Consider the following 19,907-nt stretch of genomic DNA (forward strand, 5'->3'; position numbering starts at 1 on the left):
TGAACACGCGTATGCGTCGTGCCGCCTTCGCCATCGCCGCCGGTGCGATGGCCGTCTCGCTCGCCGCTTGCGGCAGCGCCAAGGAGTCGGGCGACAACAAGAAGGACTCCGGCGACTCCGCCGCCAAGGGCGATGACATCAAGGTCGGCCTGCTCCTGCCGGAGAACCAGACCGCGCGGTACGAGAAGTTCGACAAGCCCTTGATCGAGAAGAAGGTCAAGGAGCTCACGAACAACAAGGGCGAGGTTGTCTACAACAACGCCAAGCAGGACGCCAGCCTGCAGAACCAGCAGGTCGAGACGATGATCACCAACAAGGTGGACGTCCTCATCATCGACGCGGTGGACTCCAAGGCCATCGCCGGCTCGGTGAAGAAGGCCAAGGACGCCGGCATCCCGGTCGTGGCCTACGACCGCCTCGCCGAGGGCCCGATCGACGCCTACACCTCGTTCGACAACGTGACCGTCGGCAAGACGCAGGGCGAGGCCCTCCTCGAGGCCCTGGGCGACAAGGCCAAGGACGGCCAGATCGTCATGATGAACGGGTCCTCCACCGACCCGAACGCCGCCCAGTTCAAGGAGGGCGCGCACTCCGTCCTCGACGGCAAGGTGAAGGTCGGCCGCGAGTACGACACCAAGGAGTGGAAGCCGGAGAACGCCAACGCCAACATGGAGGGCGCCATCTCCGCCCTCGGCAAGGACAAGATCGTCGGCGTCTACTCCGCCAACGACGGCATGGCGGGCGGCATCATCACCGCCCTGAAGGCCGCCGGCATCAAGGACGTCCCGGTCACCGGTCAGGACGCCGAACTCGCGGGCGTGCAGCGCATCGTCACCGGCGAGCAGTTCATGAGCGTCTACAAGCCGTACGCCCCGGAGGCCGACGCCGCCGCGCAGATGGCCGTCGCGCTCGCCCAGGGCAAGTCGCTGGACTCCGTCGCCAAGGACAAGGTCGACAGCCCCACCACCAAGGGCGTCCCCGCGGTGCTCGTCCCGGTCGTGTCGCTGACCCAGAAGAACATCGCCGACACCGTGGTCAAGGACGGCGTCTACACCGTCGAGGAGATCTGCGCGGGCAAGTACAAGGCCGCCTGCGACAAGATCGGCCTCAAGTAAGCAGTCCCCACCTCCCGTGACGGAACAGGGAGTCCGTGACCCGGACTCCCCGCACGGGACCGACTGCCACGCGCTTCCGCCGGTGCCCCGCACACATCAGCCCCGCAAGCTACGCGGGGCGCCGGACGGAACACCCCCCCAAACTTCTGCACAACCTCCCGCCGGGTCAGGCGGCGAAGGAGATGGTTCACGTGTCCGCTACGCCCGTGCTGGCGTTGCGCGGGGTCTCCAAGCGTTTCGGTGCCGTCCAGGCGCTCACCGACGTAGAGCTTGAGGTCCACGCCGGTGAGGTGGTCGCCCTGGTGGGCGACAACGGCGCCGGAAAGTCCACGCTGGTCAAGACGATCGCCGGCGTGCACCCCATCGATGAGGGATCCATCGAGTGGGACGGCAAGACCGTCCAGATCAGCAAGCCGCACGACGCCCAGAACCTGGGCATCGCGACGGTCTACCAGGACCTCGCGCTGTGCGACAACATCGACGTCGTCGGCAACCTCTACCTGGGCCGGGAGATCCGCAGGCGCGGAGTCCTGGACGAGGTGGAGATGGAGCGCCGCTCCCGCGAGCTCCTCGACACCCTGTCGATCCGCATCCCCAGCGTCCGGATCCCGATCGCCTCCCTCTCCGGCGGTCAGCGCCAGGTCGTGGCCATCGCCCGGTCCATGCTCGGCGAGCCCAAGCTGGTGATCCTGGACGAGCCCACCGCCGCCCTCGGCGTCGAGCAGACCGCGCAGGTCCTCGACCTCGTCGAGCGGCTGCGCGAGCGCGGCCACGCGGTCATCCTCATCAGCCACAACATGGCCGATGTGAAGGCCGTGGCGGACAAGGTCGCCGTCCTGCGCCTCGGGCGCAACAACGGCGTCTTCGAGGTCAAGTCGACCTCGCAGGAAGAAATCATCTCCGCCATCACGGGCGCCACGGACAACGCCGTGACCCGTCGTGCGGCGCGCACCAATGGGGAGATCAAGAAGTGAGCACCGAAAAGACCTCCACCCCCACCGAGGACCACGCCGTCGAGAACCCCCAGGCGGCCGCCGCGGCCGTCACCGCGGTCGACCCCCGGCTGCTGGTGCGCGAGCAGGGCTTCGCGGGTTACCTCAACGAGTTCAAGCGGAAGATGAAGGCCGGCGACCTCGGCTCCATCCCCGTCGTGGTCGGCCTGCTGATCATCTGGGCCATCTTCACCAGCCTGAACAGCAACTTCCTCACCGCCGGCAACTTCTCCGACATGTCCGTCGCCATGGTCGGCACGGGCCTGATCGCCGTCGGCATCGTCTTCGTCCTGCTGCTCGGGGAGATCGACCTGTCGGTCGGCTCGGTCAGCGGTGTCGCGGGCGCCACCTTCGCGGTGCTGAACATCACGCACGGGATGAACGAGATCCTGGCCCTGGTGCTGGCGATCCTCACCGGCACGGTCGCCGGCGCGATCCACGGCGTCATCTTCGCCCGGATCGGCGTGCCGGCCTTCGCCGTGACCCTGGCCGGCCTGCTGTTCTGGCAGGGCTTCATGCTCCAGATCCTGGGCGACAACGGCACGATCAACCTCGACTCCGACGGCCTGGTCGTCAAGCTGACCAGCTACTACTTCTCGGACGTGGCCGCCGCGTACGGCCTGGCGCTCGTCGTGACGGTGGCGTACTTCCTCACCGCCTTCTTCGACAACCGCCGCCGCGAGGCCGCCGGTGTGCCGTCCCGCCCGCTGAACGAGATCATCGTGCGGACCGTGCTGCTCGCGGTCCTGGCCTTCGCCGTCGCGATCGTCTTCAACCAGTACAAGGGCCTGCCGCTGGCCGTGGTGATCTTCCTGGCCTTCCTGGTCCTCACGGACTTCGTGCTGCGCCGTACCTCCTACGGCCGCAAGGTGTTCGCGCTCGGCGGCAGCGTCGAGGCGTCCCGCCGCGCCGGCATCAACGTGGAACTGGTCCGGATCTCGGTCTTCGCGATCGCCGGTACGTTCGCCGCGATCGGCGGCCTGTTCGTCGCCTCGAAGATCGCCTCCGCCAACCAGGGCGCCGGTACCGGTGAGTTCCTGATGAACGTCATCGCCGCCGCCGTCATCGGTGGTACGTCGCTCTTCGGCGGCCGTGGCCGCACGTGGGACGCGCTGCTCGGTGTGATGGTCATCGTCTCGATCCAGTACGGACTCGCGCTGGAGGGCATCGCCTCCCCGGTGCAGTACATGATCACCGGTGGTGTGCTGCTCGCCACCGTCATCATCGACGCGGTCACCCGCAAGACGCAGAAGACCGCGGGGCGCGCGTAACCGCTCCGCCGCGGGCGCGCGGTGGCCGCCCGCGCCCCTCGAGGGTGTGACTGTTGCCCGGTGCCTCCAGGTACCGGGCAACAGTCATGTCATAGGACGCACGCGTCCGGGGTACCGCTGACCGGGTGATGCACGACGCACGGCCCGGGGACCGTTCGGCGGAACGGAACATTAGACTCGACCCGCCCGGCAACAGCTCGATCAGCTCTACTGCAAGGAGGCACGGGTGCCGCTGCTGACCCGCATCAGGGGACCGCGCGATCTGGACCGGCTCACCCTGGAGGAGCTCGACCAGCTGGCCGGGGAGATCCGGACCTTCCTCGTCGACGCGGTCTCCAAGACCGGCGGCCACCTCGGCCCCAACCTCGGCGTGGTGGAGCTCACCATCGCCCTGCACCGGGTCTTCGAGTCGCCGAAGGACAAGGTGCTCTGGGACACCGGCCACCAGTCGTACGTCCACAAACTCCTGACCGGCCGGCAGGACTTCTCCAGGCTGAAGATGAAGGGCGGCCTGTCCGGCTACCCCTCGCAGGCCGAGTCCGAGCACGACGTCATCGAGAACAGCCACGCCTCCACCGTCCTCGGCTGGGCCGACGGCATCGCCAAGGCCAACCAGATCATGAAGCGGGACGACAGCCACGTCGTCGCGGTCATCGGCGACGGCGCGCTCACCGGCGGCATGGCCTGGGAGGCGCTCAACAACATCGCCGACGCCAAGGACCGCCCGCTGGTCATCGTCGTCAACGACAACGAGCGCTCCTACTCGCCCACCATCGGCGGCCTCGCCAACCACCTGGCGACCCTGCGCACCACCGACGGCTACGAACGCTTCCTGACCCGCACCAAGGACCTCCTGGAGCGCACCCCGGTCGTCGGCCAGGCCCTCTACGACACCCTGCACGGCGCCAAGAAGGGCCTGAAGGACTTCATCGCCCCGCAGGGCATGTTCGAGGACCTCGGCCTGAAGTACGTCGGCCCCATCGACGGCCACGACATCGAGGCCCTGGAGTCCGCCCTGGCCCGCGCCAAGCGCTTCAACGGCCCCGTGATCGTGCACTGCCTCACCGAGAAGGGCCGCGGCTACCAGCCCGCCCTGGCGGACGAGGCCGACCGCTTCCACGCCGTCGGCAAGATCCACCCCGACACGGGCCTGCCGATCGCCAGCTCCGGCGCCGACTGGACGTCCGTCTTCGGCGAGGAGATGGTGAAGCTCGGCGAGGAGCGCGAGGACGTCGTCGCCATCACCGCGGCCATGCTCCAGCCGGTCGGCCTCGACAGGTTCGCCAAGCGCTTCCCCGACCGGGTCTACGACGTCGGCATCGCCGAGCAGCACGGCGCCGTCTCCGCGGCCGGCCTCGCCCACGCCGGGGTGCACCCCGTCTTCGCCGTGTACGCCACCTTCCTCAACCGCGCCTTCGACCAGGTGCTCATGGACGTGGCCCTGCACAAGTGCGGCGTGACGTTCGTGCTCGACCGGGCCGGCGTCACCGGCACCGACGGCGCCTCCCACAACGGCATGTGGGACATGTCGATCCTCCAGGTCGTCCCCGGACTGCGGCTCGCCGCCCCGCGCGACGCCGACCAGGTGCGCGCCCAGCTGCGCGAGGCCGTCGCCGTCGAGGACGCCCCCACCGTGGTGCGCTTCTCCAAGGGCGCCGTCGGCCCCGCCGTGCCCGCCGTGGGCCGTGTCGGCGGCATGGACGTCCTGCGCGAGCCCGGCACCGACGCCCCCGACGTGCTGCTGGTCTCCGTGGGCGCCCTCGCGCCGATGTGCCTGGAGATCGCCGCCCTGCTCGACCGGCAGGGCATCTCCGCCACCGTCGTCGACCCGCGCTGGGTCAAGCCCGTCGACGAGGCCATGGCCCCGCTCGCCGAGAAGCACCGCGTGGTCGTCACCGTCGAGGACAACTCGCGCGTCGGCGGCGTCGGCTCCACGATCGCCCAGGCCCTGCGGGACGCCGGCGTGGACGTGCCGCTGCGCGACTTCGGCATCCCGCCCCGCTTCCTCGACCACGCCTCCCGCGCCGAGGTCATGGCCGAGATCGGACTGACCGCCCCCGACATCGCCCGCCAGGTCACCGGCCTGGTGGCCAAGCTCGACGGCCTCCCCCACTCCCGGCTCCGCCCGAGCGGGGGGACCCCCGCCGAGCGGTCCGCCGCCGACGCGGTCGACTCGGTGGAGCCGGCCCGCGACTGACCGCGTCCCACGCGTCGCCCGGACGGGCCGCCCGTGCCACTGTGAAGAGTGGCGCGCGCGGCCCGTCCGCGTGAAAGCGCCCGCGCCGGGGCATACGAGCTACGCCCCCTCTCGATCATGTCGAGGACGACAAGCGTGGGAGGTACCCGTGACAAGCCCGCTCTTCCGGACGAAGAAGGTGGAGCAGTCCATCCGCGACACCGAGGAACCCGAGCACGCGCTCAAGAAGTCCCTCTCCGCGCTGGACCTGACCGTCTTCGGCGTCGGTGTCATCATCGGCACCGGCATCTTCGTCCTCACCGGTACGGTCGCCAAGGACAACGCCGGGCCGGCCACCGCCCTGGCCTTCGTCGTGGCCGGTGTCGTCTGCGCGCTCGCCGCGCTCTGCTACGCCGAGTTCGCCTCCACCGTCCCGGTGGCGGGCTCCGCCTACACCTTCTCGTACGCCTCCCTGGGCGAGCTGCCGGCCTGGATCATCGGCTGGGACCTGGTCCTGGAGTTCGCGCTCGGCACGGCGGTGGTGGCCGTCGGCTGGTCGGGCTACATCCAGTCGCTGATGGCCAACGCGGGCTGGGAGATGCCCGCGGCGCTCGGCAGCCGCGAGGGCTCCGACGTCTTCGGGTTCGACATCCTCGCGGCCGCCCTGGTGCTGGTGCTCACCGGCATCCTCGTCCTCGGCATGAAGCTGTCCGCCCGCGTCACCTCGATCGTCGTCGCCATCAAGGTGACCGTGGTCCTCGTGGTGATCGTCGCGGGCGCCTTCTTCATCACCGCCGACAACTACGACCCCTTCATCCCGGACGCGAAGCCGGTGCCCGCGGGCCAGAGCCTCGACGCCCCGCTCATCCAGCTGATGTTCGGCTGGGCCCCGGCCAACTTCGGCGTGATGGGCATCTTCACCGCCGCCTCGGTGGTGTTCTTCGCCTTCATCGGCTTCGACATCGTCGCCACGGCCGCCGAGGAGACCAGGAACCCGCAGCGCGACATGCCCCGCGGCATCCTCGGCTCCCTGCTCATCTGCACCGTGCTCTACGTCCTGGTGTCGATCGTCGTCACCGGCATGCAGCACTACAGCGAACTGTCCGTGGACGCCCCGCTGGCCGACGCCTTCAAGGCCACCGGGCACCCCTGGTTCGCGGGCTTCATCAGCTTCGGCGCCGCCGTCGGCCTGACCACCGTCTGCATGATCCTGCTGCTCGGCCAGACCCGGGTCTTCTTCGCGATGAGCCGCGACGGACTGCTGCCGAGGTTCTTCTCCCGGGTCCACCCCCGGTTCAAGACCCCGCACCGGCCGACCATCCTGCTCGGCGTCCTCATCGCGGTCCTCGCCGGCTTCACCCCGCTGAACGAGCTCGCCGCGCTGGTGAACATCGGCACCCTGTTCGCCTTCGTGATCGTCGCGATCAGCGTGATCATCCTCCGCAGGACCCGGCCCGACCTGCACCGGGCGTTCCGCACCCCCTGGGTGCCCGTCCTGCCGATCGTGTCGGTCGCCGCCTCCCTGTGGCTGATGCTGAACCTGCCCGCCGAGACCTGGGTCCGCTTCGGCGTCTGGATGGCGATCGGCATCGTCGTCTACTTCCTCTACAGCCGCGGCCACAGCCGTATGGCCCGGGGGGAGGCGGAGGAACCCGGGACGCCCCACGGACCGCCCGGCGGCCCGCGCTCCCGCTGAACCGGCACGGGACCGCCCCCCCTCACCCGGCGCGGCGGTCCCCACGGTCATCGGGCTCCGGCCGGAGCGAGGACGACGCCGGGTCCGCCGGCGCAGGAGTGGCCGACGGCGTCCGGCACGGTGCTTCCTCGCCGTCGTCCGGGGCGGGGCGGGTGAGCTCCGCGACACCGGCGTCGAAACCGATCGGCGGCTCGAAGCCGAGGTCGCGGCGGGCCGCGGTGAGGTCGAAGTGGTGCGGATGCAGCAGTTCCGCGACCAGGAAGCGGCTCGGGGCGTGGGTGCGGGTACTGCGGACCGCGCGGAGGAAGGCGTCACCGACCGCCGCCCCGGCGGCGGCGAGCCGGGGCGGCACGGCGCACCAGCGGGCGTCGACGCCCGCGGCCCGCAGGAAGTGCCGGACGATCTCGCGCAGCGGGCGCGGGTCGTCCTGGCCGATGAAGTAGGCGCGGCCGCCCACCGTCTCCGGCGACCGCCGCAGCCTGTCCAGGGCGAGCAGATGGGCGTGGGCGGCGGTGCGGACATGGGTGGTGTCGACGAGGTTGCCGCCGTCCCCGGGCATCGGCAGCAGGCCCACCCGCGCGGCGCGTGCGAGGGCGGGGGCGAAATGGGGGTCGCCCGGCCCCCAGATGATGTGCGGGCGCAGCGCGGCGGTGGCCAGTTCCGGGCCGTGCGCGGCCAGCACCAGGGCCTCGGCGCGGGCCTTGGTGGCGGGGTAGGCGGCCAGGTGACAGGGGGCGAAGGGGAGGCTCTCGTCGACGCCCTCCAGGCCGCCGGGCCGGAAGACGACGCTGGCGGTCGAGGTGTGCAGGAGCGTGCGCACGCCGTGGGCGCGGCACTGCCCGATCACATGGCGGGTGCCGACGACATTGGTGGCCCAGTAGGGCCGCGGCGGGCCGCTGACACCGGCCAGCGCGGCGTTGTGGACGACGGCGTCGCACCCGGCGACGGCGCGCGAGACCGCGGCGGCGTCGGCGAGATCGCCCAGGTGCTGCTGGACGCCCAGCCGTTCCAGCGCGGCGCTCGGGCGGCGGCCCAGGGAGGAGACGACGTCGCCGCGTGCGCTCAGCCTCCGGCAGATCTCCAGGCCGAGGAAGCCGCTCCCGCCGGTGACCAGTACCTTCATCGGAGCCTCCCGCGCAGCCGCCTCGCGGCCCAGCCGGCCAGCCGCATGCGGTCGATCTTGGAGTTGTGCCGGGGATCGGTGGGAAAGGACGGGCGGATCAGCAGGGCGCCGACACGGCGTCCCTCCGGATGGTCCCGCAGCACGGAGCGGACGGCCGCCAGGGCGGCGGCGTGCGGAGTGGAGGGCAGGGGTTCCACGCACAGGACGGGCAGTTGGCACACGGCCGGGCCGACGCCGACGAGGGCGGTGCGCCGGACGCCGGGGGCGGTGTCCGCCGTGGCCTCGAGGTCCTCGGTGGTCAGGGTGAAGCCGGCGCCGGTGACCAGGTGGGCCTTGCGGCCGAGGAACCACAGCCGCCCCTCGTCGTCGAGCCGGCCCAGGTCCCCGGTGCGGTGCAGCACGCCGTGGCCGGTGTCGCTCTTGGTGACGGCGTCGGCGTCGGGACGCCCGTGATAGGCGGGGCTGACGGTGGGGCCGGCGACGGCGATCTCGCCGAGCCCCGTGGCGTCGGCGTCCAGGATCCGGGCGCGGATGCCGGGCAGCGGCCGGCCCAGGCAGGTGCCCGCGTGCCCGGCGGGCGGCGCCGCGCGCGAGGTCCGCAGGTCGTGGTCGCCGATCGCGGACACGGGCAGGCACTCCGTGGCGCCGTACACGCTGAGGATCTCGGCGTCGTCCGGCAGGGCCCCGCGCAGGGCGTCGGCGAGACCGGTGCGCAGCGGGGCGCCGAAGGACAGGACCTGCCGGACCGAGGGCAGGGTGACGCCGTGGCGGGCACAGTGACGGGCGATCAGGGTGAGGACGGCGGGGGAGGCCAGGACGATGCTCGCCCGGTGTTCCAGAACGGGCCCGACCAGCTCCCCGGGCGGGGTGCGGGCCGGGGCCAGGTGGTTCACCGCCGGGACGACGGTGGCCAGGCCCAGCAGCGGGCCGAGCAGCGCGACCGGCAGGAACCCGGCGAGGAGCACGTCGTCGGGCCGGGGGGCCGTCAGCGTCGTCAGCGCGTCGAGCTGCCCGGCCAGGGTGGAGTGGCGGTACTCCGCGCCCTTGGGCCGTCCCGTGGAGCCGGAGGTGAAGGCGATGAGGGCCGGTTCGTCGCCGCCGGTCTCCCGCGGGTGCGGGAGCGGGGCGCCGTCGGTCGGCGTCCGGGTGATCAGCCGCCGTCCCGCGGGGAGCGGAGCGGATCCGGTGACCAGGGTGATCCGGACGTGGGGACGGCCCCACCCCAGCGCCCGGCGCCCCAGGTGGGCCAGCGGCTCCCCGACGAAGACGTCCGGGGCGACGTCCTGGAGGCAGCGGCCCACCTCGGCGCGCGGTTCGATCAGCACGGGCACGGCGCCGAGGAGTCCCAGCGCGTACGAGACGGCGGTGAGGTCGTGGGCGTCGCGGGTCATCACGACGGCCTTGTGGCCGGGCCGGACCCCCGCCTCGCGCAGGGCACGGGCGATGCGGTGGCAGCGCCGCACCAGCTCGCCGCGGCGGGTCGTCCGGGAGGCCCCCTTGCGGCTTTCGACGAGGGCGACGGCGTCGGGCCGGCCGTCCAGCAGCGCGGCGATGTCCGCAGCGGTCGTGGTCATGGGGCTCCCTGGAGGAAGTCACGGATGTGGTCGCCCAGTTCGGCCGTGGCGTCCTCCATCACGAAGTGCCCGGCGTCGGGGAAGCGGTGGATGACGGCGTGGGGGTACCTGCGCGCCCACTCCTCCAGCAGGTCCGGAGTGAAGACGGGATCGCGCATGCCCCACCCGACGAGCAGGGGCAGGTCCGCCGGGCCCGCCCCGGCACCGGCGGGTTCGAGCAGCCGCCACGCGGGGTCCGCGGGTCCGCGGGGGATCGCGCGCACGGCGTCGGTGACCGCCCGGCGCTCCGCACGGCGGACGTAGGGCCGCAGGTAGGCCCGTCGCTCGGCCGCGAGCAGCGGGCGGTGGACCCCGGCCCGTACGGCGACGCGGGCGAAGGCATTGGTGGCGTGGACGAGTTCGGCGACCGGCCGGTGGTTACGGATCCAGCGCAGGGAGGACGGCAGCCGGAAGCCGTCCGGGAAGGGGAAGGCCACGGTGTTGCAGACGACCAGCCGGGCCACGACCCCCGGGTTGCGCAGCGCCCAGGCGACGCCGAGCGGGCCGCCCCAGTCGTGCAGGACGAAGGTCCAGCCCCGCTCGGGCAGGCCCGCGTCCCGCACCAGGTGGCGGTGGAGGCCGTCCAGGCCTTCCAGCTGGGCCTCGTAGGGGTCGGGCACCCCGTCCGCCGGCCGCAGGTGCCGGGACAGCCCGAAGCCCGGCAGGTCGGGGGCCAGGCAGCGGGCGTGCGGGGAGAGCCGGCGCAGCAGCCCCCGCCAGACGTAGCTCCAGGACGGGTTGCCGTGCAGGAACAGCACCGGCCGCCCGGAGCCGAGGTCGAGGTAGTGCTGTCCGGTGACCGGCACCCGCCGCCAGTGCCGGGGCGCGGGATAGCCCGGCATCAGCCGTTCCAGCGCGGCGAGGTCCGGCGCCGGGGCCCGCCCGGCTCGCGCGGTCACCACCGCAGGAGCGCCAGACCGAAGCTGAACCCGCTGGCCAGGCCGATCATCGCCACCAGGTCCCCGCTCTCGACGCGGTCCGCCTCCCGCGCCTTGACCAGTTGCAGGGGCAGGGAGGCCGCCGCGCAGTTCCCGTGCTCGGCCACCGCGGGCATGCACCGGTCCTCGGGGAGGGAGAAGGCGTCGATCACCTCGCGGTACTGCGGCATGGCGATCTGGTGGAAGGCGATGAAGGAGAAGTCGCCGGCCTGCGCCGCCCGGAGTTCCTCCCCTGCGGTGTCCAGGATCCGGGGGAGCACGTCGAGCGCGCTCTGCCGCAGGTCCCCGTTCAGGCGCAGGGTGGTGTGGTCGTCGTGGACGGAGAGGTGGTGCATGCTCCCGCCGCCGGCCACCGTGCAGGCCTCCCAGGCGGCGGAGTTGCTGACGAACCGCAGGGACAGGACGCCGGGATCGCCGTCGCCCGCGGGGCCGGCGGTGAGCACCATCGCGGCGCCGGCGTCGGAGGCGGTGTAGCCGGGCAGCGCCCTGAGCAGGTCCTCCCGGCCGGGGAGGTGCCAGCGGGTGGCCAGGGTGGAGGGTTCACCACAGGCGATGAGGACCGTGCGGTAGCGGCCGGTCTCGATGAACGACGCCGCCACCTCCATGCCGTTGAGGAAACTGTTGCAGGCGTTCTTGACGTCGAACACCGGGCAGGAGGCGCCCAGTTTGGTGGCCACGAGATGGGCGGTCGCGGGTTCGACCAGGTCCTGCGAGGTCGAGGCGAACAGCAGCAGGTCCACGTCGCCGATCTTCAGGCCGGCTTCGCCGAGCGCGCCGCGGGCGGCCGCCACGGCGAGGTCGGAGGCGTTCTCCCCGTCCTCGTGGACATGGACCCCGCGCACGCCGGTGAGATCCTCCAGCAGGCCGGGCGGCGGGGCGTAACCCCCCGTACCGGCGATCCTGACGCGGGTTTCGTCCAAGGTCCGGTAGCGGGACGGAAGATGAGCGGAGACGGCGGCGATACGGGCACGGATGGCTTCGGGCACCGCGTCACCGTAGCCAGCCGCCCGACCGGAATGAAGATGAGATGGTGTTATCCACCCCAACGAGTGATGTGTGCTGGATTTCCCGGCCCTTCGTCCCCTTCAATCCGCATGAGGACCAGTGAACCGGCGTGGAGGGGTGGGGACTTGGTGACGCAGCAGCACGAACGGGCCGTGGCGGTGGTGGGCGTGGGGTGCCGGCTTCCCGGAGGCATCACCGATCTGGACGGCCTGTGGTCCGTGCTGCGCGACGGGCGCGACATGGTCGGCGAGATGCCCGCCGACCGGCTGCCCCGCGACCGTACGGTCGACCCGGGGACCGTGCGCCCCGGCCGCAGCTACACCGCCGCCGGCGGTTTCCTCGAGGACGTCGCCTCGTTCGACGCCGCCTACTTCGGCATGTCGCCCGCGGAGGCCCGGCACATCGATCCGCAGCAGCGGCTGCTGCTGGAGATGGCGGCCGAGGCACTGGACGACGCCGCCGTCCCCGCCGCGTCACTGGCCGGGTCGGACACCAGCGTGTACGTCGGCGTCTCCGACCCCGGCTACGGCGTGAACCTGTCGATGATGCAGGACCACACCAGCCCGCACACCATGCCCGGCGCCACCCTGTCCATCACGGCGAACCGGATCTCGTACGCCTTCGACCTGCGCGGGCCGAGCATGGCCGTCGACACGGCCTGCTCCTCCGCCCTGGTCGCCCTGGACCGGGCCTGCCGCACCCTGCGCGAGGGCCAGGGCCGCGTCGCCCTGGCCGGCGGCGTCAACGTGCTGTCCAACCCCTACTCCTTCGCCGGATTCTCCTACGCCGGCATGCTGTCGCGGCGCGGACGCTGCGCGGCGTTCTCCGCCGACGCCGACGGCTTCGTCCGCGCGGAGGGCGGCGCGGTGCTGGTCCTCAAGCGCCTCGCGGACGCGGTGGCGGACGGCGACCGCGTCCACGCCGTGCTGGCCGCCACCGGCAACAACACCGACGGCCGCAGCACCGGCATGATCGTGCCCAGCGCCGAGACCCAGGAGGCGCTCCTGCGCACGGTCTACGCGGAGGCCGGCATCGACGCGGACGACCTGGTCTACGTCGAGGCCCACGGCACCGGCACCCAGGCCGGCGACCCGGCGGAGGCCGAGGCCATCGGCCGGGCACTGGGCCGGCGCCGCAGCCGCGGCCCGCTGCCGATCGGCTCGGTGAAGACGAACATCGGCCACCTGGAACCCGCCGCCGGAATGGCCGGCCTGCTCAAGGCGATCCTGGTGCTGCGCCACCGGCTGGTACCGGCGTCCCTGCACGCCCTCCCCCTCAACCCCCGCATCGACTTCGACGGCCTGGGGCTGGCCCCCGCCGTCGAACCCGTCCCGCTGGGCCCGGGGGAGCGGGCGGCCGTCGGAGTGAGCGCCTTCGGCTTCGGCGGAGCCAACGCCCACGCCGTCGTCACCCCGCCGCCCGCCGCCCCGCGGCCCGGTCCCGAACCGGTGCCGGACGGGCGTCCGCTGCCCCTCGTCGTCTCCGCCCGGTCCGCCAAGGCGCTGCGGCGGATGACCGCCCGCATGGCGGAGCGACTGCGGGAGACCGGGCCGGCGGAGTTCTACGACGTGGCCCACACCAGCACCGTACGGCGCACCGCGCACCCGCACCGCGCCGCCGTACTGGCCGCCGACCCGCGGGACGCCGCCCGGCAGCTGGACCGGCTGACGGCCGCGGAGCCCGCGAGCGGGGCCACGGTGCGCACCGGCGAGCGGGACGGGACCGCCTTCGTCTACTCCGGCAACGCCTCCCAGTGGCCGGGCATGGCCGCCGACCTGCTGGAGGGGGACCCGGTCTTCCGCCGGGCCGTCGAGGAGGCCGACGCGGCCCTGGCGCCCCACCTGGGCTGGTCGGTGGCCAAGGAGCTGGCCCGGCCCTCCCCCCGGAAGTGGCGGCGCACCGAGGTGGCCCAGCCCGCCCTGTTCGCCGTACAGGTGGGCCTCACCGCGCTGCTGGCCTCGCACGGGGTGCGCCCGCGGGCGGTGACCGGACACAGCGTCGGCGAGGTCGCCGCCGCCCACGCCGCCGGGGCCCTCACCCTCGAACAGGCGGCGTGGGTGATCGCCGAGCGCAGCCGCACCCAGGGCGCCACGGCGGGCCGGGGCCGCATGGCCGCCGTCGGCCTGCCCGAGGCACGGGCCCGCGAGGAACTGCTCCGCCACGACGGAGCGCTGGAGATCGCGGGAGTCAACAGCGACCGCGACGTGACCGTCGCCGGGGACGCCGACGCCCTCGCGGCCTGGGGCGCCGAACTGACCGGCCGCGGCGTCTTCTTCCGCGAACTGGACCTCGACTACGCCTTCCACAGCAGGGCCATGGACCCCATCGGGGAGCCGCTGCTCGAAGCCCTCGACGGACTCGAACCCGCCCCGGCCCGCATCCCGTTCCTCTCCACCGTCACCGGCACCCCGCTGAACGGGACCGCACTCGACGCCGCGTACTGGTGGCGCAACGTCCGCGAACCCGTCCGGTTCGCCGAGGCGGCCGGCCTGCTCGCCGCCGAACACGCGGGCGTCCTGGTCGAGATCGGCCCGCACCCGGTGCTGCGCCCCTATCTGCGCCACACCGGCGCCACCTGCGTCCCCACCCTGCACCGCGACGGGGACGGCCCCCGCGAGACCGCGGCGGCCGTCGCCGCCGCACTCGCCGCCGACACCGCCGCCGACTGGCGGCACCACTTCCCCCGCCCCGGCCGGGTGGTCGACCTGCCCGCCTACGCCTGGCAGCGCGAACGGCACTGGCACGGCACCGCGCAGGACCTGGTCGCCCACACCAGCGGCAGCGGCCTGCTGGACCATCCGCTGGTGGGCGAGCGGATGCCGGCCCCGCACCCCGTGTGGCACGGCACCGTCGAGCCCCAACTGGTGCCCTGGCTGGGCGACCACAGGATCGGGGACGACGTCCTCATGCCGGCCGCCGCCTACGTGGAGATGGCCCTGAGCGCCGGCCGGCGGGCCCTGGACCGCCCGGTCGAGGTACGGCACCTGGAGATCGGCCGTCCGCTGTCCGTGCCGTGGCCGGACCCGACGCCGGTCGCCCTGCAGACCGCGGTCACCCCCGACGACGGCGCCCTGACCATCAGCGTCCGCGAGGAACACGGCGGGGAGTGCCTGCCCGTCGTGCGCGCCCAGGTCCACACCCTGCTCGGCACGCCACCGGCCCCGCTCGACGTCGACGCGCTCCGGGCACGCTGCGACCGGAGCGTCGACGGCCCGGACTTCTACCGCACGTGCCACGGCATCGGGCTGAACTGCGGGCCGGACTTCCAGCTCATCGACCGCATCCACGCCGGCGACGGAGAGGTGCTGGCCGGCTACCGGCTGGAGCACGCCGCCGACGCCTACACCGCCCACCCGGTCCTGATCGACGCGCCGTTGCAGGCCACCGTGGCCCTCGCCGGGACGGAGGCGGAGAACGCCGCGTTCCTGCCGACCGTGTTCGGAGCCGTACGCGTGTGGCGCACCCCCGCCCCCACCGGCGTCGTGCACCTGCGCCGCCGCAGCCGCAGCGCCAACGAGATGTGCTGGGACATCACCTACGCCGACCCGGACGGCACGGTCACGGTCGAGATCGACGGCTGCCGCACCCGCCGCGGCCACCTGACCGAACGCACTCCGCTGACCGTCCAGCGCACCGTCCTGAGGGCCGCCCCCCACCGGGGAGCCCCCGCCGCGCCCTCCCCGCTCCCCGCGCCCACCGAGGTGGCGCGCGCCGCCGGGCCGCGCATCGCGGCCGCCCGCGCCGCCCTCGAGGACGGCGGCCACGGCCGGTTCACCGCCGCCGCCGAGCGGGCGGGCGCCCACCGCTGGGCGGAGACGCTGCGCGGTCTGCTCACCGACCCCGCGGCCCCGTTCTCGATGGGCGACCTGGTGGCCGGAGGCCTGCAGCCCCGGCACCGGCGGCTCGTACGGCTGATGCTGCCCCTGCTGGCCGAGCACGGCCTCGCCCGGCCGGCGGGGGAGGGCTGGCGGCTGACCGGCGCGGAGACCCGGGCCGAGGAGCTGCTGCGCGACCTGGTCGAGGACCATCCCGCGTACGGTGCCCGGACGCCGCTCCTCAACCGGCAGCTGCGCCGGCTGCCCGACGTGGTGCGGGGACGCGCCGACGCGCGCGAGCCCCTGCCGGCCGGGGACAGCGCTCATGAACAGCTCCACGAGACGGACCCGGCCCACCGCTTCGCCCACCGCGCCGTGCAGGCGCTGCTCGGCGACATCGTCGCCCGCTGGCCCGCCGACCGTCCGCTGCGCGTCCTGGAGTTCGGCGCGACCACCACCGCCCTGACGGCCGCCGCCCTCCCCCTGCTGCCGGCCGACCGGACCCGCTACACCTGCACCGCCGCCACCGCCGGCGTGCTCACCCGAGCCGAACACCGTTTCGCCGCCCACGACTTCGTCGACCGCCGCATCCTGGACCCGGACGCCGACCTGATCGGCCAGGGCCTTCCCCGAGGCGGTTTCGACCTCGTCCTCGCGGGCGACGCCCTGCACGCCACCACCGACCTGGCCACCACCCTGCGCCGGCTGCACGCCGTGCTGGCCCCCGACGGGCACCTGCTGGCCACCGAACCGCACCACGCCCCGCTCCAGGCCCTGCTGTCCGGCACGCTGAACGACTTCTGGGAGCGCGGCGACCACGCCCTGCGCCCGGCCTCCCGCGTCCTCCCCCGCGACCGGTGGGAACCGCTGCTGCACCGATGCGGCTTCTCCGGTGTGGCACAGACCGGGCCCGAGGACCGCTCCGTCCTCCTCGCCGCCGCGGACCACGAGCACGGGCCGGACCACGAGCACGGGCCGGACGCCGAGCCGCCGCGGGCGGCCGCCGGCGCCTCCTGGGTGATCGCCGCCGAGGACGACACCGAGACACCGGCCGCGCGGGCCCTGGCCGTCCGCCTCGGGAAGGCCACCGTCCTCACCGCGCCGGACGGGGCCGCCGCCTGGAGCGCGGTCCTGCCCACGGACTCCGACCCGCACGTCGTCCTGCTGCTCGCCGAACCCGGCCCGCACGACACCGTCACGCGGACCACCCGCCGCGCGGCCCTCCTGCGCTCCCTCTCCGCCGCCTGCGACGGCCTGGAGGGCGGCGGCAGCCCCCGGGTGTGGCTCGTCACCCGCCCGACCGGCCTCTTCCCGGCCCCGGAACAGCCGTCCCACCCGGGCGACGCCGCCGTCTGGGCGGCCTGCCGCACGCTCGCCAACGAGCGTCCCGACCTGTCCCTGCGGCGTCTGTCCTGCCACCGCACCGGCGACGCCGGCGCCGACGCCCGCCGCCTGGCCGGGGAACTCCTCGCCCCCCTCGACGACCCGGCCGTACCGGAGGACGAGGTCGTCCTCACCGCCCGGGGCCGGTTCGTCCCCCGGCAGGTCCAGCACCCGGCGGACGAGCCCCCCGCCGTCCCCGCCGGCACGCCGTACCTCCTGGAGGTCCGCGAACCGGGCCTGCGCCGACGGCTGGTCTGGAGGCAGACCGGCCTCCCCGAGCCCGGGCCGGGCGAGGTGGCCCTCGAGATGCGGGCCGTGGCCCTGAACTACCGCGACCCCATGCGGGCCAACGGCCTGCTGCCGCCCGAGGCGGTCGAGAACAGCCCGATCGGCCGCGGACTGGGCACCGACGGCGCCGGCGTCGTACGCGCCGTGGGGGAGGGGGTACGGGACCTGGAGCCGGGCGACCGGGTCTGCGGTCTCGTGCCCGCGGCCCTCGCCTCCCACGCGACGACCCCCGCCACCGCCGTCCTGCGCATCCCCGACGGGATGAGCTTCGCGGAAGCGGCGACCTTCCCCGTCGCCTTCCTGACCGTCCACCAGACCCTGGTCCACCAGGCCCGTCTCGGCGCCGGGGAGACCGTGCTGGTGCACGGCGGAGCGGGGGCGGTGGGCCTGGCCGTCCTGCAGTGCGCCCGCCGTCGGGGGGCCCGCGTCATCGCCACCGCCGGCACGGAGACCAAACGGGACCTGCTGCGCACGCTCGGCGTCGAGCACGTGCTCGACTCCCGCAGCCTGGACTTCGTCCCCCGGGTGCGGGAGCTGACCGGCGGCCGGGGCGTGGACGTCGTGGTGAACTCCCTCAGCGGCGAGGCCATCGCCCGGGGCCTCGACCTCCTGAGGCCCAACGGCCGCTTCGTCGAGCTCGGCAAGAAGGACATCTTCCTCAACAACCCGATCACCCTGCGCCCCTTCCACCGCAGCCTCACGTTCATCGGCTTCAACCTGGACGCCGTCATCGACTCCCCGGAACTGGGCTCCCGCCTCCTCGAGGACTTCGAGACGGAGGCCGCGTCCGGCGCCTACCGGCCCCTGCCCCACACGGTCTACCCCGCCGCCCGCGTCGACGAGGCCTTCCACCTCCTGCAGCACTCCCGGCACACCGGCAAGGTCGTCGTCACCTTCGACCCCCTCGACGAACCCGTCCCCGTCGAACCCGCGCCCGGCACCCTCCGTCTCGACGGCGAGGGCACCTACCTGATCACCGGCGGACTGAGCGGGCTGGGCGCCGCCGTCGCCCGCCTCCTGGCCGACCGCGGGGCGCGGCACCTGGCCCTGCTCTCCCGCGGCGGACCCGACGCCCCGGGGGCGCCGGCCCTGCTCCGGGAACTCACCGAGCGCGGCGTGCGCGCCACCGCCCACGCCGCCGACGTCACCGAGGAGGCCGCGCTGCGCCGGGTCCTCGGCGCCGTGGACGCCACCGGCCACCCCCTGCGCGGCGTCGTGCACGCGGCCACGCACATGGACGACGCGGTGCTGGCCGACCTCACCGACGACCGGTTCGCCGCCGTACTGGCGCCCAAGGCGGCGGGCGCGGCCCTGCTGGACCGCCTCACCGCCGACCGCGACCTGGACCTGTTCCTCACCTTCTCGTCCGTGTCCGCGAGCATCGGAAACCCCGGACAGGCGGCCTACGCGGCGGCCAACGCCCACCTGGAAGCGCTGACCCGGGCCCGGCGCGGCGCCGGCCGGACGGGTACGGCGCTGGCCTGGGGGCCGGTCGGCGAAACCGGCTATGTGGCCCGCAGCGGCCTGGAGGCCGCCATGGCCGGACGCGGCCTCGAACTGCTCACCCCCGCCGAGGTCCTGACCACCGCCGACCGCCTCCTGGCCGCCGGCGCCGACGTCGCCGGGGCGGGCCGCTACCGGTGGGGGACCGCACGCCCTCTGCTGCCCGCCCTGGCCACCCCCCGGTTCGCCCCGCTGGCCCCGGCGTCCTCCACGGCCTCCCCGGACGCCCGCAACGAGCTCATGAGCACGCTGGCGGGCCTCCCGGCGGACGAGGCGGTGCGCGAGATCACCGGCACGATCACCCAGCTCCTGGCGGGGGTCCTGCAGACCGACCCGGCCGACCTCGACCCCACGCTCGACGTCACCGGCTTCGGCCTCGACTCGCTGCTGGGGATGCAGTTCCTGGTACAGGCGCGGGACCTCTTCGACATCCGCCTCGGACCGGCCGACCTGGCCACCGGCCGCACCCTGGCCCACCTGGCCCGCCTGATCCACCAGCGGCTGGACCTGGACACCGGCGCGTAGCCGGGCGCCGGGCGTCGCCGGTCTCAGCGGGGCACGGACCGCGGACCGGCGACCTCCGCGCCCAGGGCGGTCACCCTGCGGCGCAGCTCGCGGTCGGCCGTGACGACCAGGACCGGGCGGTCCCCCGCCCCGGCCACCAGCGCGACCATGTGGTCGTCGCCGCTGCCCGGGGCGGACTCCACGCGGACCCCGGGCACCTCCTCCACCCCGCGTGCCGCGCCTTCGACCACCAGGACGATCTCCACCGGGCCGGGACGGCCGGGCAGTCCGTCCGCGGCCAGCCGGTCGCGCAGGCGTTCCGCCGCGCCCCGGCGGTCCCGCCACCATCCGTCGGGCACCGACCCGACGACGTTCGCGGCGTCGACGATCACGAGCAGGGCGGCGGTGTCGTTCATGCGCTCAGCGTCCCACGCGGGGCCGCACCGCCCGTCCCGCCGCGAACCGCCCCGTGCGAGGCGAACCGG

Annotated in this window: 11 protein-coding genes; 6 read left to right on the forward strand and 5 right to left on the reverse strand. The window is 73.8% G+C overall.

Translation table 11 applies throughout. The features are described 5' to 3' along the window. The first annotated feature begins 11 nt into the window (after positions 1-11). The 5 genes from ACZ8ZB_RS26840 (at position 12) to ACZ8ZB_RS26860 (ending at position 7,250) form a co-directional block, all read left to right on the forward strand. Complete coding sequence (locus tag ACZ8ZB_RS26840) at positions 12-1,115, forward strand: ABC transporter substrate-binding protein (protein ID WP_470741587.1); 1,104 nt, start codon at positions 12-14, stop codon at positions 1,113-1,115. Between the two features lie 182 nt (positions 1,116-1,297). Further along, positions 1,298-2,089, forward strand: coding sequence for an ATP-binding cassette domain-containing protein (locus tag ACZ8ZB_RS26845; RefSeq protein WP_351997641.1), 792 nt, complete (start codon positions 1,298-1,300; stop codon positions 2,087-2,089). Next, positions 2,086-3,378: a sugar ABC transporter permease gene (locus ACZ8ZB_RS26850; RefSeq protein WP_470740190.1), complete on the forward strand. Its 1,293-nt coding sequence runs from the start codon at positions 2,086-2,088 to the stop codon at positions 3,376-3,378. The genes ACZ8ZB_RS26845 and ACZ8ZB_RS26850 overlap by 4 nt, the downstream gene beginning before the upstream one ends. 226 nt (positions 3,379-3,604) lie before the next feature. Continuing rightward, the gene (gene dxs, locus ACZ8ZB_RS26855) at positions 3,605-5,575 is read left to right on the forward strand and encodes a 1-deoxy-D-xylulose-5-phosphate synthase (RefSeq protein WP_470740191.1); all 1,971 of its coding nucleotides are present in this window, start codon (positions 3,605-3,607) and stop codon (positions 5,573-5,575) included. 148 nt (positions 5,576-5,723) lie between these two features. Beyond that, positions 5,724-7,250 (forward strand): amino acid permease, encoded by a 1,527-nt coding sequence (locus ACZ8ZB_RS26860; protein ID WP_470740192.1) that lies wholly within the window; start codon positions 5,724-5,726, stop codon positions 7,248-7,250. A gap of 22 nt (positions 7,251-7,272) precedes the next feature. Here the strand turns inward: ACZ8ZB_RS26860 and ACZ8ZB_RS26865 are convergent, their stop codons facing one another. Genes ACZ8ZB_RS26865 through ACZ8ZB_RS26880 form a run of 4 tightly spaced genes read right to left on the reverse strand, consistent with a single transcriptional unit; the run spans position 7,273 to position 11,910 of the window. Continuing rightward, complete coding sequence (locus tag ACZ8ZB_RS26865) at positions 7,273-8,373, reverse strand: NAD-dependent epimerase/dehydratase family protein (protein ID WP_470740193.1); 1,101 nt, start codon at positions 8,371-8,373, stop codon at positions 7,273-7,275. Next, a complete protein-coding gene (locus tag ACZ8ZB_RS26870) occupies positions 8,370-9,947 on the reverse strand; it encodes an AMP-binding protein (RefSeq protein WP_470740194.1) in 1,578 nt (525 codons plus the stop codon). The genes ACZ8ZB_RS26865 and ACZ8ZB_RS26870 overlap by 4 nt, the downstream gene beginning before the upstream one ends. Next, the gene (locus ACZ8ZB_RS26875) at positions 9,944-10,885 is read right to left on the reverse strand and encodes an alpha/beta fold hydrolase (protein WP_470740195.1); all 942 of its coding nucleotides are present in this window, start codon (positions 10,883-10,885) and stop codon (positions 9,944-9,946) included. Before ACZ8ZB_RS26875 ends, ACZ8ZB_RS26870 begins: the two co-directional genes overlap by 4 nt. Continuing rightward, on the reverse strand, positions 10,882-11,910 hold the full coding sequence (locus tag ACZ8ZB_RS26880) for a 3-oxoacyl-ACP synthase III family protein (RefSeq protein WP_470740196.1): 1,029 nt from the start codon (positions 11,908-11,910) through the stop codon (positions 10,882-10,884). The genes ACZ8ZB_RS26875 and ACZ8ZB_RS26880 overlap by 4 nt, the downstream gene beginning before the upstream one ends. A gap of 147 nt (positions 11,911-12,057) precedes the next feature. Here ACZ8ZB_RS26880 and ACZ8ZB_RS26885 point away from each other — a divergent pair, with 147 nt between their 5' ends. Then, complete coding sequence (locus ACZ8ZB_RS26885; protein WP_470740197.1) at positions 12,058-19,443, forward strand: SDR family NAD(P)-dependent oxidoreductase; 7,386 nt, start codon at positions 12,058-12,060, stop codon at positions 19,441-19,443. A gap of 23 nt (positions 19,444-19,466) precedes the next feature. Here the strand turns inward: ACZ8ZB_RS26885 and ACZ8ZB_RS26890 are convergent, their stop codons facing one another. Beyond that, on the reverse strand, positions 19,467-19,838 hold the full coding sequence (locus tag ACZ8ZB_RS26890) for a PIN domain-containing protein (protein ID WP_470740198.1): 372 nt from the start codon (positions 19,836-19,838) through the stop codon (positions 19,467-19,469). Positions 19,839-19,907: the final 69 nt, after the last annotated feature.

This window comes from Streptomyces sp. 12E (assembly GCF_055633275.1).